Raw genomic sequence first — 16,045 nt, forward strand, 5'->3', positions numbered from 1 at the left:
CCGCTCATGAAGAGATCATCGGGCGTGCGTGCAGCCGCCACGGTTGCCGTGAGCGCACTGTCGCTCGCCCTTGTCACGGGTTGCGGTGGGGGGTCGGACGACTCGAAAGGGTCGGACGGGCAGGCCGCGAAGGCGCTCAGCACCGCGGAGTTGAAGAAGGCGATCATCGCGCAGGGCGATGTCGAGGGTTACGAGGTGGACACGTCCGGCAAGCAGTTGCCGAAGTCCAAGGACCAGATCAAGAGCAGCGAGACGCAGTGCACGCCGCTGGCCTACGCCATGGGCGGGCTGGCGCCGGGCGATTCGGCGTCGAACGCGGCCGTCATGACCCGCGAGAAGAAGGAAAAGCCCACCGACAACGCCTCCAAGTCCCTCGAGGACCTGAGCGAGGGCGAGATCGAGGACTCCCTCACCGACGCGATGAGCCTCAACCTCACGGTCGTGGGCCTGTCCTCGTACGACGGTGACGGCGCCGCCGACACCTTCAAGTCGGTGTCGGACGCGGTGAAGAGCTGCTCCGGGGGCTTCCCCGTCACCATGCAGGGCACGGCCCAGAAGATCACCAAGATCACCGCGGAGAAGGCGTCCGGTACCGGTGACGAGTCCGTGGCGTTCACCGCGGTGACCGAGGAGGACGGCGACGCGGGCACCACGCACATCGAGGTGGTGCGGCACGGCAGCACCATCGCCACGTACTACACGATCAACCTCGGCCTGATGTTCACGGACAAGCCGTACGACGTCCCGGCCGCCCTGATCGACGCGCAGAGCGCCAAGCTGAAGTAACCCGCTCAAGAGCGGACCCGCTCAAGACGCATCGGGGCCCTGTCGGTCGTACGACAGGGCCCCTTGCGTGTCACTGGAGCGGCCCGGTGACCTTCTCCACCGCGGCGACCAGCTCTCCGCCGCGCACGAACGCGTCGGCCGCGGCGAGGTCGGGTGCCAGGAACCGGTCGGGCCCGGCGCCCTGGACCCCGGCGCCCCGCACGGCGTCGATGACCGCCTGCGAGGCCGGCGCCGGGGCGAGCCCCTCCCTCAGTTCTACGGCGCGCGTGGCGGCGTAGAGCTCGACGGCAAGGACGCGCGTGAGGTTGTCGACGGCGGTACGGAGCTTGCGCGCGGCCGACCAGCCCATGGAGACGTGGTCCTCCTGCATGGCGGAGGAGGGGATCGAGTCGGCGGACGCCGGAACGGCCAGCCTCTTCAGCTCGCTCACCAGCGCCGCCTGCGTGTACTGGGCGATCATCAGCCCCGAGTCGACGCCCGCGTCGTCGGCCAGGAACGGCGGCAGCCCGTGGCTGCGGTTCTTGTCCAGCAGCCGGTCGGTGCGGCGCTCGGCGATGGAGGCGAGGTCGGCGACGGCGATGGCGAGGAAGTCGAGGACGTAGGCGACGGGCGCCCCGTGGAAGTTGCCGTTGGACTCCACACGTCCGTCGGGCAGCACGACCGGGTTGTCGACGGCGGAGGCGAGTTCCCGCTCGGCGACGAGCCGTGCGTGCGCCAGGGTGTCGCGCCCGGCGCCGGCGACCTGCGGGGCGCAGCGCACCGAGTACGCGTCCTGGACGCGGGGCGCGTCGTCCTGGTGATGCCCGGTCAGCTCCGAACCCTTCAGCACGGCGAGCATGTTGGCGGCGGAGGCGCCCTGCCCCGGGTGCGGCCGGATGGCGTGCAGCTCGGGCGCGAGCACCTTGTCGGTCCCGAGCAGCGCTTCGAGGCTGAGTGCGGCCGTGACGTCGGCGGACTTGTAGAGCGCGTCCAGGTCGGCGAGGGCCATGACGAGCATGCCGAGCATGCCGTCGGTGCCGTTGAGGAGGGCGAGCCCCTCCTTCTCACGCAGCTCGACGGGTGCGATGCCGTGCGCGGCAAGCAGTTCACCGGCGGGCCGCACGCTCCCGTCGGGGCCTTCGGCCTCGCCCTCGCCCATCAGCGTGAGGGCGCAGTGCGAAAGGGGAGCAAGGTCACCTGAGCAGCCGAGGGAGCCGTACTCGTGGACGACGGGCGTGATCCCGGCGTTGAGCACGTCGGCCATGGTCTGCGCGACCTCCGGCCGCACTCCCGTGTGCCCCGAGCAGACGGTCTTGAGCCGCAGGAACATCAGGGCCCGTACGACCTCCCGCTCCACCCGCGGCCCCATTCCCGCGGCATGCGAACGGACGATGTTGCGCTGCAGCTGCGCCCGCTGCTCCTGGCTGATGTGCCGGGTCGCCAGGGCGCCGAAGCCGGTGGAGACGCCGTAGACGGGCTCGGGCTTGGCCGCCAGCGCATCCACGATCCCGCGAGCCGCGGCCAGCGCCGCGACCGCCTCCTCCGACAGCTCGACCCGGGCCCCACCCCGCGCCACGGCAAGGACGTCGGACGCGGTGACCCCGGACGTCCCCACCACCACAGTGTGCATATCCATATTCAGGAGCGTACGCAGTGAAGACGAAGATGTCACTAGCGGGTGAGGGGTACACCCCTTACACGCCGGTCGGCACCATCCAGCCGCTCGGGCAGCCATCTCACGGCAGCCGCCCCCGGAACCGCCGCCGCTCCACCGCCCCCTCCCCGGAGGGCTCCGCGTCGGCGAGGCGTACGACCGGGTCGTCCGGCCCCGCCCGCCCGGCGACGACCGGCCTGTCGGCCAGCACGGCCTTGGCCTGGTACTGCGCGGCATCGGCCAGCCGGAACAACCGCCGGGCAGAAAGCACGGCCCCGATCGGATCCTCCGTGGACGCGACCCCGCACGCCACCCCCTCCCCGAGCTCCAACTCGGCGGCCCGACGGCACAGTTCGTCCGCAGCCTTCACCACCTCGTCGGCAGCCGGCCCGACGGCCAGCAGACAGAACTCGTCACCGCCGAGCCGCGCCGCGAGAGCACCGGGCAACATGGCGCCGCACAACGACAGAACCGACCCGAACCGCTCCAGCAGACGGTCGCCCACCGCGTGTCCCTGGGTGTCGTTGACCCGCTTGAGCCCATTGAGGTCACAGACGACGAGGCTGACCACGACCCCGTCCCTGCGATGCCGCTCGATGGCCTCCTCCAACCGCACATCCACGGCACGCCGGTTGGCGAGCCCGGTGAGTGCGTCGGTGAACGCCAGGCGCCGCGCCTCCTCCAGCCGCTCGCTCTGCGCGAGGCCGGCGGCCACGACGGAGGCGAGCACGGTGGCGAAGTCGGCGTCCCCACGGCCGAAGACGGGAGCCCCGGCGGAACGGGCGACGTAGAGCTCCCCCCACGCCCGCCCGTTCAGCACGATCGGCGCGACGACACAGCACCCCCGCCCGCGACGTCGCAGGGCGGCGACGCGCTGGTGGCAGTACCCGGGCTGCCCGGCGGCGGGACCGTCGGCCGTCTCCACCCAGGCGTTGGGCTCCCCGCCCGAGGCCCACCGCTCATGCAGGAACTCGGTGATCTCCGGGAACTGATGCACGGGATAGGCCTCGTCACTGGGGAACTCCTCCTCCCCCTGGGTGCGGTCCCCCACGTTCACCAGCACCCGCAACCGCCCGAGCTCCCGCTCCCACACCGACAGCGCGGCGAAACTCCCGGCCAGCGCCCGGCACGCCCCGGACGCCGCCGCCCGCCAGGACTCACGCGGGGTGTGCACCGCCGCCATCCCCTGCGCCAACGCCACTACGGCCGCGAGCCGTGTGTCCTCACCCATCACTCCAGGTTAGGGAGGTTTGCCATGATTTGGGACTTTGGTGTGGCGAACGGGGAGCTCAACACCGGCCTACGAGCCGAAAGGCGCCCCCACTCCCCCGACCACCCGTCACTCCCCCGGCCACTCAGGCTTCCGCTTCTCATTGAACGCGGCCACGCCCTCCGACCGGTCCCCCGAGAACGCCGTGGCCCGCCAGGCCGCGTCCTCGACCTCCAGCCCGGCCCGCAGGTCCATGCCGTGCCCCACCCGCAGCGCCCGCTTGGCGGCCCGCAGCCCGACCGGCGAGTTCGCGGCGATCCGAGCCCCGAGGGCCAGCGCCTGTTCCCGGTCCTGCCCCTCCTCCACCAGCTCATCCACCAACCCGAGCTCCCGGGCCTCGACGGCCTCGACCCGGCGCGCGGTGAAGATCAGCTCCGCGGCCCTGGCCGCGCCCACCCGCCGCGGCAGCAACTGCGTACCTCCACCCCCCGGAATCACCCCGACCGACACCTCGGGCAGCCCCACCACGGCCGTACGGTCGGCCACGATCACGTCGCACGACAGCGCCAGTTCGAAGCCACCCCCCAGCGCGAAGCCGTGCACCGCCGCGATCGTCGGGACCGGCAACTCCAGCACCCCCGTGTACGCCCCGCGCGCCACCGGCCGCTGCCGCACCAGGTCGGCGTCGCTGAAGGAGTTCCGCTCCTTCAGATCCGCACCGACACAGAACGCCCGCTCATGCGTCGAGGTCAGGACGACCGCCCGTACGCCGTTGTCCGCGCCCAGCGCCGCACACGCCCCAGCGATCGAACGGGCCATCTCCGTCGACACGGCGTTCATGGCCTTGGGCCGGTCGAGTACGAGCTCCGCGACATGCCCGTGCCTGCGCACCAGCACGAACTCGCCGTACCGCTCCTCACTCATGACACCCTCCGGTTAACGCGGGTTAACAACACTCGCCCCGATCATCGCAGCCGGGCCCCTCCGGGGAAAGGCCCACCGCGAGCGGTTCCCGAGTCGAGTCCCGACACCCCGTTCGAGTGACATCCCGCCCAACTCCCGCCCTACCGCCAACGACAGCGCATAACGTGCGCGAGCCACGGCGCATGGGGGCGCGAGCGCGTTGGGAGGGGTCGTGATGGGTGTGACGGCGGAAGGACCGCAGGCGAGAGGGCCGGCGGCGCGGGGTCCCGAAGCGAGTGAGGCGCCGGCGGACACCGAGGCGGTCGGCCGCCTCTTCGGCGCCCGCGGCCGCCATCGCCGGCCCCGCCCCCGCAAGGCCCTCCTCGCGGCCGGAGGCCTCGCCCTGGCCGCCGGCGCCCTGAGCCTCGTACGCCTGACCCCCGACCCGAACGTCACCGGCCTCGGCGCGGCGGAAGCCGACCCCGCGCCGGCGCCCGGCACGGACACGGACACGGACAGCGCGACCAACGCCGCCGCGACGGTCCCGACGGCCACCCCGAAGCCGAGCCCGTCAGCGACCTCCGTCATGGGCGGCCTGGGCACAACACCTACGACGGGCACGATCGTCGTACCCACCACGAAGAGCGCTGCCACTACGCCCTCCGATGACCGGGGCCGCCCGGCGGACACCGCCGCCGCACCCACCCCCGTACCGGCCCCACCGGCGACGAACGGTCACGCACAGCAACCGGCCCCGGCCCCCACCGAGCCCGCGACACCCAGCCGGCCCGCGTCCAACCCCCCGACCCCACAGCCGGACCGCTCCGACGACGGCAGCGTGTGCATCCCGATCATCGGCCTCTGCGTGGACCATCCGGCCGGCGGCAGCTGAGCGGCGCTCAGTCCGCCGGCAACGCCCTGCGCGTCAGCAGCCACGGCTCGACGACCCCAAGCCCTCGCACCGGCCGCTGCCACATCGGCTGCAGCGCGAACCGGTACACCGGCGGCTCCTCGCCTTCCTTCTCCGCCGCGACCGCGGCCTCCGCCGCCTCCGCCTCAGAGGCAGGCGCCTCACCCGACCGGATGAGATCCTCCGCGAACGCACTGTCGACGAGGACCGCGTCACGCGGAGCTATCGACGTCAGCCGGGAGGCGAGGTTCACGGTCGTACCGAAGACATCGCCCATTCGGGTGGTCACCGTGCCGAAGGCGATGCCGACGCGCAGCTCGGGCATCGTCTCGTCGCCCGCCATCGTCTCGATGAGCCGCAGGGCGATCTCCGCGGCGACCGCCGCGTCGTCGGCCGAGAAGAGCACCTCGTCGCCGAGCGTCTTGACCAGTCGCCCGCCGCGCGCGGCCACCAGGTCGGCCGCGGTGGTCTCGAAGGCCTCGACGAGTTCGCCGAGTTCCTCCTCCTCCATCCGGCGGGTCAGCCGCGTGAACCCGACGAGGTCCGCGAAGCCGACGCACAGCCGCCGGTCGACCATCTCCTCGTCGTCGGCGGCCTGCACGACCCGGCCGGTCGCAGCGGCGAGCTGGCGGCGCCAGACATAGACGAGGAACTCCTCCAGTTCGGGCAGGAGCAGCTCGACCAGGGGATACGTCACCTCGGTCCGCGTCATCCCCGGCTCCGGCGGCTCGGTGAGCCCCTCCAGGAACGAGTCGATCTGCCAGTCGGCCAGACGGGCGGTGGTCTGCCCGGTGGATCTGGCCACCTGCACGGCCATGGCCTCGCTGAGCAGCCCCGCCTCGACGAGACCGGCGAGTCGCCTGAGCGCCAGTACGTCCGCCTCGGTCAGCGCCTTGGCCTGGCCGATGTCGGCGAAGCCCATGGCCCGCCAGAACCGGGACGCCAGCTCCATGGAGACACCGGCGCTACGGGCTGCCTGAAACGGGGTGTAGCGCCGCTCGGCACCGAGGATGAGCTGTTCGAGGCGCAGCGCGAGCGGGTCCTCGCCGGGGTCGGCGTCGGGGGGATCCACCCGGCCGTCCTCGCCCGCGCCGGAGCCCGTGTCGTCGACGGTCACGCCTGTTGCCCTTCCGATCTGCCGCGGTCAGTAATCGACCGGCCTTCACTTTACGGCAGGTGTGGGCCACCTCACTCCGGAAGCCCGGCAGGCGAAGTCACGCCAACCTCAAGTGCACGATGTCGCCTGCTCCCACCGGCTCCTGCACGCCCTCCGCGGTGGCCAGCACCAGCCGCCCGTCCCCGTCGATCGCGACCGCCTCTCCCATGATCGACCGATGCCCCGGGAGCTCGGCCCGCACCACTCTTCCCAGCGTCGCGCACCCGGCCGCATACGTCTCCTGGAGCTCGCTCACCACCGGATCGCCCGTCGCGGCCCGCCACCGCCCGTACCACTCCTCCAGCGAGCGCAGGATGCCGCGCAGCAGGGTGTCCCGGTCCGTGCTCACGGCTCCGGCGAGGGCCAGGGAGCCCGCCTGCGGCACCGGCAGCTCGTCCGCACGCAGCGTGACGTTGATGCCGACGCCGATGACCACGCCTGCGTCTCCGGCCCGCTCCGCCAGGATGCCGCCGGCCTTGCGTTCCTCGCCGCCGACGGTCACCAGCAGGTCGTTCGGCCACTTGAGTGCCGTGTCGACGCCTGCCGCGCGCGACAGGCCCGTCGCCACGGCGACGCCCGTGAGGAGCGGCAGCCATCCCCAGCGGGCCGCCGGCACCTCGGCCGGGTTCAGCAGCACGGAGAAGAACAGCCCCGAGCGGGGCGGTGCCGTCCAGGTGCGGTCCAGGCGGCCCTTGCCGGCCGTCTGCTCCTCGGCGACCAGCACCGAGCCCTCGACCGCCTTGCCGTCGGTCGCCAGGCCCACCAGGTCGGTGTTGGTGGAGCCGGTGCGCTGCACCACCTCCACCTCGCGCCACAGCCCGCCCTCGCGGACGAGCCCGCGCCGCAGTGCGGCGGCGTTCAGCGGCGGGCGGTCCAGGTCGGACCAACGGCTGTCGTCTGATGCATCTCGCGGCGTCATGCAAGCCACCCTAGGTGTGTGAAACGCCGCACTGCTGATTCGTAGGCCCCCCACTACTCTACGGATGAGTAACCGTCCCCCCTTTTGAGCAGGCAGGGAGCGCCATCCCGATGTCCGAGCCGGAAGAGCGTCACGAGATCCAAGAGACCCAAGGGATCGACATCCACACCACCGCGGGCAAGCTCGCGGATCTCCAGCGCCGTATCGAGGAAGCGACGCACGCCGGCTCCGCACGCGCCGTCGAAAAGCAGCACGCCAAGGGCAAGTTGACGGCCCGTGAGCGCATCGACCTCCTCCTCGACGAGGGGTCCTTCGTCGAGCTCGACGAGTTCGCCAGGCACCGCTCGACCAACTTCGGCCTGGAGACCAACCGCCCGTACGGCGACGGTGTCGTCACCGGGTACGGGACCGTCGACGGCCGCCCCGTCGCCGTGTTCTCGCAGGACTTCACCGTGTTCGGCGGCGCGCTGGGCGAGGTCTACGGCCAGAAGATCGTCAAGGTCATGGACTTCGCACTGAAGACCGGCTGTCCGGTCATCGGCATCAACGACTCCGGCGGCGCCCGCATCCAGGAGGGCGTGGCCTCGCTGGGCGCGTACGGCGAGATCTTCCGCCGCAACACCCACGCCAGCGGTGTGATCCCGCAGATCTCCCTCGTCGTCGGGCCCTGCGCGGGCGGTGCGGTCTACTCCCCCGCCATCACCGACTTCACGATCATGGTCGACCAGACCTCGCACATGTTCATCACCGGCCCGGACGTCATCAAGACGGTCACCGGCGAGGACGTCGGCTTCGAGGAGCTGGGCGGCGCGCGCACCCACAACTCCGCCTCGGGCGTGGCGCATCACATGGCCGGCGACGAGAAGGACGCCATCGAGTACGTCAAGCAGCTGCTGTCGTACCTGCCGTCCAACAACCTCTCCGAGCCCCCGGCGTTCCCGGAGGAGGCCGACCTCACCGTCACGGCCGAGGACCTGGAGCTGGACACGCTGGTCCCGGACAGCGCGAACCAGCCGTACGACATGCACGCGGTGATCGAGCACATCCTGGACGACGCCGAGTTCTTCGAGACGCAGCCGCTGTTCGCCCCGAACATCGTCACCGGGTACGGACGCGTCGAGGGCCGCCCGGTCGGCATCGTCGCCAACCAGCCGATGCAGTTCGCCGGCTGTCTCGACATCGCCGCCTCCGAGAAGGCCGCGCGCTTCGTGCGCACCTGCGACGCCTTCAACGTCCCGGTGATCACCTTCGTCGACGTGCCCGGCTTCCTCCCGGGCGTCGACCAGGAGCACGACGGCATCATCCGCCGCGGCGCCAAGCTGATCTACGCCTACGCCGAGGCGACGGTCCCGCTGATCACGATCATCACCCGCAAGGCCTTCGGCGGCGCCTACGACGTCATGGGCTCCAAGCACCTCGGCGCCGACCTCAACCTGGCCTGGCCCACCGCCCAGATCGCCGTCATGGGCGCCCAGGGCGCGGTCAACATCCTGCACCGGCGCACCATCGCGGAAGCGGCGTCGAGCGGCGAGGATGTCGAGGCGGTGCGCGCCCGGCTGATCCAGGAATACGAGGACGCGCTCCTCAACCCCTACGTCGCGGCCGAGCGCGGCTACGTCGACGCGGTGATCATGCCGTCCGAGACCCGCCGCCATGTCGTACGGGGCCTGCGTCAGCTGCGCACCAAGCGGGCATCCCTGCCCCCGAAGAAGCACGGCAACATCCCCCTCTAGGCCTGCTGGGAGCCGTCATGAACATCAAGGTCCTCCGGGGCAACCCGACACCCGAGGAGCTGGCCGCCGCACTGGCGGTGGTCCGCGCCCGCGCCGCGGCGGCAGCATCCACGCCGCCCGGCGCACCCAAGCCGCGGGACGGGTGGTCGGACCCGTCCCGCATCGCCGCGCACCGGCTGCCGCAGCCGGGTCCGTCGACGTGGGCGCGCTCGTACTGGCCCGGCTAAAGGGCCGTTGACACGGCTTCGGCCATCACCTCGTACCCGGCGTCGTTCGGGTGCAGGTGATCGCCGAAGTCGTACGACGGACGCAGCCGGTCCGGGTCCGCCCGATCGGCCAGCGCACGGTTCAGGTCCACCACCGTGTCGTACTCCCCCGAGCTGCGGATCCACTCGTTCAGCTCGTGACTGACCTTCGCCGCCCGCTCGCCCCAGTGGTCCGAGCCCCCGAACGGCAGCAGCGTCGCACCGATCACCCTCAGTCCCGCCGCCCTGCCCTGCCGTATCAACTCCCGGTGTCCGGCGATGAGTTCCCCGGCCTCCACCGGCGGCGCCGGCTTGTAGGTCGGCTGCTCGTCCGTCTCGCTGAAGCCGATGTCGTTCAGGCCCAGCAGGACGACGAGCGTGTCCGCGCCCGGCCGGTCGAGGACGTCCCGGCGCAACCGGTGGACGCCCTTCTCGCCGTACCACGCCGAGTCGTTGAGCAGCAGGTTCCCGCCGATCCCCGCGTTCAGGACCGGCCGCCCCGTGCGCTGGGCGAGGACGTCCGACCAACGCCGGTTCGCACCCGGCGTCGACCCGAACCCGTCGGTGATCGAGTCGCCGAAGAGGGCGACGGCGTCCGTGCGGCCGGCGTCGACCTCCACGGCCGACAGGAAGTACCAGGACTCGGTCGCCGCGTCGAAGCCCTCGGCGCCCGGGTCCGCCGTCCGGTCGCCCTCGCCCCGGTAACTGGTCGCGAAGGCCTGGGCGTGGAAGGTCGCGGGGCCGGTGGTGGAGTCGAAGTGGAGCGTGACGGTCACCGACTCACCGGCGGCGCTCGTGAGGAGGACGTCGTCGCTGACCAGCTCCCCGCGCGCGGGCATCTCGGCCTCGGCGGCGCCCCCGAAGGTGAGCCGCACGAGCGACCCCGGTTCCACGGCTGCCCCGGCGGCCGTACGGCCCACACTCGCCCCCGCGACCCGGACGGGCGAGGTGCCGTACGCGTGGGAGAGCCGCACCCGCACCCGGCCGCCTCCCGCCGAGAGCCGCACGACCTGCCGCAGTGACTGGCGCCAGAAGCCCTCGCGGGACCAGTTGGGTGTGAAGCCCTCGCTGGGCAGCTGAGGTGCTGCGGTCCAGGAAGTGGTGAACATGACACGACCCTCCAAACGGGACTGTAATCCCTTTAGCTAATGGAACACTAGCACCGTTTAGGAGAAGTTGAGTATGCGTACTCAGGCGCCGCCGCGAACCGCCGACCGACGATGGAAGGCATGCTGTGGTCCGACCCCGAGAACGAGCCGCCCGAGGAACTGCGCGAGACGCAGGAGATGTTGCGGCGGCTGGGCGTTCTCATGGCGCTGGCCATGGTGCTCACGATGATCGTGCTCGGTCTGAGGTGAGTCCGGCCGGGCGCGCCGATACGCTGACGGCATGACTGATCAGCCCCGCCGCCGGCTCGTCCTGGCCTCCCAGTCCCCCGCCCGGCTGAACCTCCTCCGCCAGGCGGGCCTGGCCCCGGAGGTCATCGTCAGCGGTGTCGACGAGGACGCCGTCACCGCGCCCACCCCCGCCGAGCTGGCCCTGGCCCTGGCCGAGGCGAAGGCTTCCGTCGTGGCGGCGAAACCCGAGGTCATGGGCGCGATCGTGATCGGCTGCGACTCGGTCCTGGACCTGGACGGCCAGGCCCTGGGCAAGCCGGCCGACGCCGAGGAGGCCACGGCGCGCTGGAAGTCGATGCGCGGCCGGGCGGGCACGCTGCAGACCGGCCACTGCATCTACGACACCGCGACCGGCCGGTACACCTCGGCCACCGCCTCCACCGTCGTCCGCTTCGGCGAGCCGACCGACGAGGAGGTCGCGGCGTACGTCGCCTCCGGCGAACCCCTCTACGTCGCCGGGGCGTTCACCCTGGACGGCCGCTCGGCCCCGTTCATCGACGGCATCGACGGCGACCACGGCAATGTGATCGGCATCAGCCTGCCGCTGGTGCGCCGGCTGCTGGCGCACCTGGGCATCGGCATCACGGAGTTGTGGGCGCCGGCGGAGGCGTGACCGGAGAGCCTCCGGCCGGGGAACCTCCCGCCGGGGAGCCGTCGCCGCCCTTGCTCCCGTCAGGAGCGGCGTCGGCGTGCCCCTGAGGCGCTGCCTGGGCGTCGTACGTCATGAGCAGCAGCACTATCAGGGCGAGCACGACGACCATGAACAGGAACGCCGTCCAGCCCACCAGGCCCCAGGCGAGTGCACCCAGCAGTGCGTGCACCACGGCCGCGCTGATCAGCAGGATGCGGCCGAAGCCGGCCGGGGCGCGGTCGCGCACGGCCACGAGCAGGGCGACGAGGCCGCACAGCGCGAAGTAGGCGCCGAAGACCAGGCCGCCGACCTTCGAGGACACCGACATCATGTTCGGGTCGAGCCCCGCCAAGGACATGTCCTGACGGTCGACGACGACCCCGAGGAACCAGTTCACAGCGGCGATGCCGAGCGCCTCCGTGAAGAGCACGACCGCCACCACCCACGCCACCGGCCTGCGCACCACCGGGCCCCACCCACTTCCGAGCTCCGCGCCGTTACCCCAAGTACGTTCAACTACATCGCGAACGCTACTAACGGGTAAACCCCGGGACAAGGGTTCGGTCGAGGGCAAAGAATCATTGGGCCATTCGTAGGGATTCCACAAAGAAACCGAGTGGCCCGCAGCACGTGATGACAGAGACCTTGACCACAGAGGAGGGCTAGGGTTTCCCGGGAGAGACCTGAGTGCCGAGGCGCGACATGGGATTTCGCAGGTCGAGCGAGCCTGGAATCACGCTCCGTGTGGGCAAGCTCACCACTGGGGACGGGTCGATGTGGCGTGTCGGCAGTCCCTAAACTCGGCTTGTTTCAAGGAGGGAGCCTCAATCGTGCGCAAGGTGCTCATCGCCAACCGTGGCGAAATCGCTGTCCGCGTGGCCCGGGCCTGCCGGGACGCCGGGATCGCGAGCGTGGCCGTCTACGCGGATCCGGACCGTGACGCTCTGCATGTCCGCGCCGCGGATGAGGCGTTCGCCCTGGGCGGTGACACCCCGGCAAGCAGCTATCTGGACATCGGCAAGGTCCTGAACGCGGCCCGCGAGTCGGGCGCGGACGCCATCCACCCCGGGTACGGCTTCCTGTCGGAGAACGCCGACTTCGCCCAGGCCGTCCTGGACGCCGGCCTGATCTGGATCGGCCCGCCCCCGCAGGCCATCCGTGACCTCGGTGACAAGGTCGCCGCCCGGCACATCGCCCAGCGTGCCGGCGCCCCGCTCGTCGCCGGCACACCCGACCCGGTCTCCGGCGCCGACGAAGTCGTCGCGTTCGCCGAACAGCACGGCCTGCCGATCGCGATCAAGGCCGCCTTCGGCGGCGGCGGACGCGGCCTGAAAGTCGCCCGCACCCTCGAAGAGGTCCCCGAGCTCTACGACTCCGCAGTCCGCGAAGCGGTCGCGGCGTTCGGGCGCGGCGAGTGCTTCGTCGAGCGCTACCTCGACAAGCCCCGCCACGTCGAGACCCAGTGCCTGGCCGACAGCCACGGCAACGTGGTCGTGGTCTCCACGCGTGACTGCTCGCTGCAGCGCCGCCACCAGAAACTGGTCGAGGAGGCCCCCGCCCCGTTCCTGTCCGAGGCGCAGACCGCCCAGCTGTACTCCGCGTCCAAGGCCATCCTCAAGGAGGCCGGCTACATCGGCGCCGGCACGGTCGAGTTCCTCGTCGGCATGGACGGCACGATCTCCTTCCTCGAGGTCAACACCCGCCTCCAGGTCGAACACCCGGTCACCGAGGAAGTCACCGGCATCGACCTCGTGCGCGAGATGTTCCGCATCGCCGACGGCGAGGAACTCGGCTACGACGACCCGCAGCTGCGCGGCCACTCCTTCGAGTTCCGCATCAACGGCGAGGACCCCGGCCGGGGCTTCCTCCCGGCACCGGGCACGGTCACCACGTTCGCCCCGCCCACCGGCCCCGGCGTCCGCCTGGACGCCGGCGTCGAGTCCGGCAGCGTGATCGGCCCCGCCTGGGACTCCCTGCTCGCCAAGCTGATCGTCACCGGCGCCACCCGCCAGCAGGCTTTGCAGCGCGCCGCCCGCGCGCTGGCCGAGTTCCACGTCGAGGGCATGGCCACCGCGATCCCGTTCCACCGCGCGGTCGTCAAGGACCCCGCCTTCGCCCCGGAACTGACCGGCTCCAGCGACCCCTTCACCGTCCACACCCGCTGGATCGAGACCGAGTTCGCCAACGACATCAAGCCCTTCGCCGCCCCCGCCGACGTGGAGGCGGACGAGGAAGCCGGCCGTGAGACGGTCGTGGTGGAGGTCGGCGGCAAGCGCCTGGAGGTCTCCCTCCCGTCCTCGCTCGGCATGAGCCTGGCCCGCACCGGCCTCGCCGCCGGAGCCAAGCCGAAGCGCCGCGCGGCCAAGAAGTCCGGCCCCGCCGCCTCCGGCGACACCCTCGCCTCCCCGATGCAGGGCACGATCGTCAAGGTCGCCGTCGAGGAAGGCCAGGAGGTCAAGGAAGGCGACCTCATCGTCGTACTCGAAGCGATGAAGATGGAACAGCCCCTCAACGCCCACAGGTCCGGCACCGTCAAGGGCCTGTCCGCCGAGGTCGGCGCGTCGCTCACGTCCGGCGCGCCCATCTGCGAGATCAAGGACTGACGCACCCGGCACACGCCTTACGGCATCCGAGGCGCCCGGCGGACTGGAACAGACAGTCCGCCGGGCGCCTCGTCGCAGCCGGGCGCGATGGCATCCTGGAGGCACGCCAAGAGCGCGTGAGAGGGCAGGTGAGAGTCATGGTGGGCGCGACCTCGCGCGAGAGTGCGGGGAACTCGGGCGCGGCGGCGACGCCGACGGCCCAGCCGCGTGCCATGCGCGCTGATGCCCGCCGCAACCATGAGCGGCTGCTGGCCGAGGCCCGGTCCGCCTTCGCCGCCCACGGCACGGACGCGTCCCTGGAGGACGTGGCCCGCCGCGCGGGTGTCGGGATCGGCACGCTGTACCGCCACTTCCCCAACCGCGACGCCCTGTTGAGCGCGGTCTTCGAGGACGCCGTCGGCGACCTGCTGACCCGCTCCCGCGAACTCCTGCACGCCCCGGAGCCCTGCGCGGCCCTGGTGACCTGGCTGCGCGAGATGGTCACCCACGCGGGCGAGTACCGCGGCCTGGCCAGGTCCCTGATGTCCGTCTCGTACGACACCACCTCGGCCCTGGCCCGATGCAGCGGCCCGATCAGGGAGGCGGGCGGCGCACTGCTGGCCCGGGCTCAGGAGTCGGGTGCCGTGAGAGCAGACGTCTCGATCAGTGACCTACTCCAGCTGACCCACGCGATCGCACTGGCAGCGGAGGAAACGCCGGGAGACCCGGACCTGGCGGACAGACTGCTACGCCTGACGCTGCGCGGCTTGAAAGGCACCTGAGGGCAGCCAACCCAAGGGGCGCGGGGAACTGCGCGACCAGCCACACACAACCGGCACTCGCGCAACTACACGAACCCCTACGGCGAATAGGCGAACCTAACGCCGCCGCAGATCCGCGACGCGAGCCCGCTCACGTTCCCGCTCCGCCCCCTGTTCCCCCAGCACCGCCGCGGCCGACCGCAACCCCCCGGCACCGCCCGGCGCCTGACCCCGGCGCGGCCCCGGCAAGGCACGCCGCCGCGCCGGGACCTCGTCACCCCCGGGTTCCCGGTCGCCCCGGCCACGGCGATCTGCACCCCTGATCGGCCAGGGCCTGGAGCTCGGTGTGGGCGCGGTCGTCATGGGCCGGCGGCTCGTCGGTGACCAGCCGGGTGATGACATCCGTGGGCACCGTCTGGAACATCGTGTCCGTGCCGAGCTTGGTGTGGTCGGCGAGGACGACGACCTCCGCGGCCGCCTGGACGAGGGCCCGGTCGACGGAGGCCGAGAGCATGTTGGACGTGGACAGGCCGCGCTCGGCGGTCAGGCCGCTCCCGGAGAGGAAGGCCCGCGACACCCGCAGCCCCTGCAGGGACTGCTCGGCGCCGCTGCCCACCAGGGCGTAGTTCGACCCGCGGAGCGTCCCGCCGGTCATCACGACCTCGACCCGGTTGGCATGGGCCAACGCCTGTGCCACCAGCAGGGAGTTGGTGACGACGGTCAGGCCGGGCACCCGGGCGAGCCGGCGGGCCAGCTCCTGTGTGGTGGTCCCCGCCCCGACGACGATTGCCTCGCCCTCTTCCACGAAATTCGCGGCGAGGTCGGCGATGGCCGTCTTCTCGGCGGTCGCGAGATGTGACTTCTGCGGAAAGCCGGACTCCCGCGTGAACCCGCCCGGCAATACCGCACCGCCGTGCCGGCGGTCGAGGAGTCCTTCTGCCTCCAGTGCGCGCACGTCCCGCCGTACGGTCACTTCGGAGGTCTGGACGACGCGGGCGAGCTCACGGAGCGACACGGCCCCGTTCGCTCGCACCATTTCGAGGATCAATTGGCGACGTTCTGCAGCGAACACGAAACTGACAGTAACCCCAACGACCGTCTGGTTTCAGCAGTTTGCGCCGAATAACAGAAGTTGTTCGCACGCGAGAGCAAGGAGTGGTATAGGGCCTAGTCCTGCCG

At 71.4% G+C, this 16,045-nt stretch carries 15 protein-coding genes and 1 pseudogene; 8 read left to right on the forward strand and 8 right to left on the reverse strand.

Translation table 11 applies throughout. The features are described from left to right. Positions 1-6: 6 nt before the first annotated feature. Positions 7-786: a hypothetical protein gene (locus OHO27_RS15075; RefSeq protein ID WP_328424145.1), complete on the forward strand. Its 780-nt coding sequence runs from the start codon at positions 7-9 to the stop codon at positions 784-786. A 70-nt stretch (positions 787-856) separates the two neighbouring features. Here the strand turns inward: OHO27_RS15075 and hutH are convergent, their stop codons facing one another. The 3 genes from hutH to OHO27_RS15090 all read right to left on the reverse strand — a co-directional run bounded on the left by hutH (position 857) and on the right by OHO27_RS15090 (position 4,553). Next, positions 857-2,395: a histidine ammonia-lyase gene (gene hutH, locus OHO27_RS15080; protein WP_328430440.1), complete on the reverse strand. Its 1,539-nt coding sequence runs from the start codon at positions 2,393-2,395 to the stop codon at positions 857-859. A gap of 106 nt (positions 2,396-2,501) precedes the next feature. Continuing rightward, positions 2,502-3,650, reverse strand: coding sequence for a GGDEF domain-containing protein (locus OHO27_RS15085; protein WP_328424147.1), 1,149 nt, complete (start codon positions 3,648-3,650; stop codon positions 2,502-2,504). A gap of 108 nt (positions 3,651-3,758) precedes the next feature. Next, on the reverse strand, positions 3,759-4,553 hold the full coding sequence (locus OHO27_RS15090) for an enoyl-CoA hydratase/isomerase family protein (protein WP_328424149.1): 795 nt from the start codon (positions 4,551-4,553) through the stop codon (positions 3,759-3,761). Between the two features lie 214 nt (positions 4,554-4,767). Between OHO27_RS15090 and OHO27_RS15095 the strand changes: the two genes are divergently transcribed. After that, positions 4,768-5,424 (forward strand): hypothetical protein, encoded by a 657-nt coding sequence (locus tag OHO27_RS15095; RefSeq protein ID WP_328430441.1) that lies wholly within the window; start codon positions 4,768-4,770, stop codon positions 5,422-5,424. Positions 5,425-5,431: 7 nt separating this feature from the next. Here the strand turns inward: OHO27_RS15095 and OHO27_RS15100 are convergent, their stop codons facing one another. Both OHO27_RS15100 and OHO27_RS15105 read right to left on the reverse strand, forming a co-directional pair. Further along, positions 5,432-6,559, reverse strand: a complete 1,128-nt coding sequence (locus OHO27_RS15100; protein WP_328424151.1) for an adenylate/guanylate cyclase domain-containing protein — start codon at positions 6,557-6,559, stop codon at positions 5,432-5,434. A 97-nt stretch (positions 6,560-6,656) separates the two neighbouring features. Beyond that, complete coding sequence (locus OHO27_RS15105) at positions 6,657-7,517, reverse strand: biotin--[acetyl-CoA-carboxylase] ligase (protein WP_328424153.1); 861 nt, start codon at positions 7,515-7,517, stop codon at positions 6,657-6,659. Between the two features lie 110 nt (positions 7,518-7,627). Between OHO27_RS15105 and OHO27_RS15110 the strand changes: the two genes are divergently transcribed. Both OHO27_RS15110 and OHO27_RS15115 read left to right on the forward strand, forming a co-directional pair. After that, positions 7,628-9,250 carry an acyl-CoA carboxylase subunit beta gene (locus tag OHO27_RS15110; RefSeq protein ID WP_328424155.1) on the forward strand — a complete coding sequence of 541 codons (1,623 nt, stop codon included), beginning with the start codon at positions 7,628-7,630 and terminating at the stop codon, positions 9,248-9,250. A 17-nt stretch (positions 9,251-9,267) separates the two neighbouring features. Further along, positions 9,268-9,477 carry an acyl-CoA carboxylase epsilon subunit gene (locus tag OHO27_RS15115; RefSeq protein ID WP_328424157.1) on the forward strand — a complete coding sequence of 70 codons (210 nt, stop codon included), beginning with the start codon at positions 9,268-9,270 and terminating at the stop codon, positions 9,475-9,477. On the opposite strand, the gene OHO27_RS15120 is transcribed toward OHO27_RS15115, so the two are convergent. Continuing rightward, positions 9,474-10,604: an SGNH/GDSL hydrolase family protein gene (locus tag OHO27_RS15120; RefSeq protein WP_328424159.1), complete on the reverse strand. Its 1,131-nt coding sequence runs from the start codon at positions 10,602-10,604 to the stop codon at positions 9,474-9,476. The two genes, OHO27_RS15115 and OHO27_RS15120, sit on opposite strands and share 4 nt — an antisense overlap. Before the next feature lie 120 nt (positions 10,605-10,724). Here OHO27_RS15120 and mmpB point away from each other — a divergent pair, with 120 nt between their 5' ends. Beyond that, positions 10,725-10,853, forward strand: coding sequence for a morphogenic membrane protein MmpB (gene mmpB, locus OHO27_RS15125; RefSeq protein WP_328424162.1), 129 nt, complete (start codon positions 10,725-10,727; stop codon positions 10,851-10,853). A 31-nt stretch (positions 10,854-10,884) separates the two neighbouring features. After that, the gene (locus OHO27_RS15130; protein WP_328424164.1) at positions 10,885-11,505 is read left to right on the forward strand and encodes a Maf family protein; all 621 of its coding nucleotides are present in this window, start codon (positions 10,885-10,887) and stop codon (positions 11,503-11,505) included. Here OHO27_RS15130 and OHO27_RS15135 read toward each other — a convergent pair. Then, the gene (locus OHO27_RS15135; protein ID WP_328424166.1) at positions 11,474-11,989 is read right to left on the reverse strand and encodes a hypothetical protein; all 516 of its coding nucleotides are present in this window, start codon (positions 11,987-11,989) and stop codon (positions 11,474-11,476) included. The two genes, OHO27_RS15130 and OHO27_RS15135, sit on opposite strands and share 32 nt — an antisense overlap. 364 nt (positions 11,990-12,353) lie before the next feature. Here OHO27_RS15135 and OHO27_RS15140 point away from each other — a divergent pair, with 364 nt between their 5' ends. Together OHO27_RS15140 and OHO27_RS15145 are read left to right on the forward strand one after the other, a co-directional pair. Next, positions 12,354-14,126 (forward strand): acetyl/propionyl/methylcrotonyl-CoA carboxylase subunit alpha, encoded by a 1,773-nt coding sequence (locus OHO27_RS15140; protein WP_328424168.1) that lies wholly within the window; start codon positions 12,354-12,356, stop codon positions 14,124-14,126. Positions 14,127-14,338: 212 nt separating this feature from the next. After that, entirely contained in the window at positions 14,339-14,887 is a 549-nt protein-coding gene (locus OHO27_RS15145; RefSeq protein WP_328430442.1) for a TetR/AcrR family transcriptional regulator, read from the forward strand. 96 nt (positions 14,888-14,983) lie between these two features. Here the strand turns inward: OHO27_RS15145 and OHO27_RS15150 are convergent. Further along, a pseudogene (locus tag OHO27_RS15150) lies at positions 14,984-15,902 on the reverse strand (DeoR/GlpR family DNA-binding transcription regulator). Positions 15,903-16,045 lie beyond the last annotated feature (143 nt).

Origin of the sequence: Streptomyces sp. NBC_00443 (assembly GCF_036014175.1) — a bacterium.
Classification (GTDB): domain Bacteria; phylum Actinomycetota; class Actinomycetes; order Streptomycetales; family Streptomycetaceae; genus Streptomyces.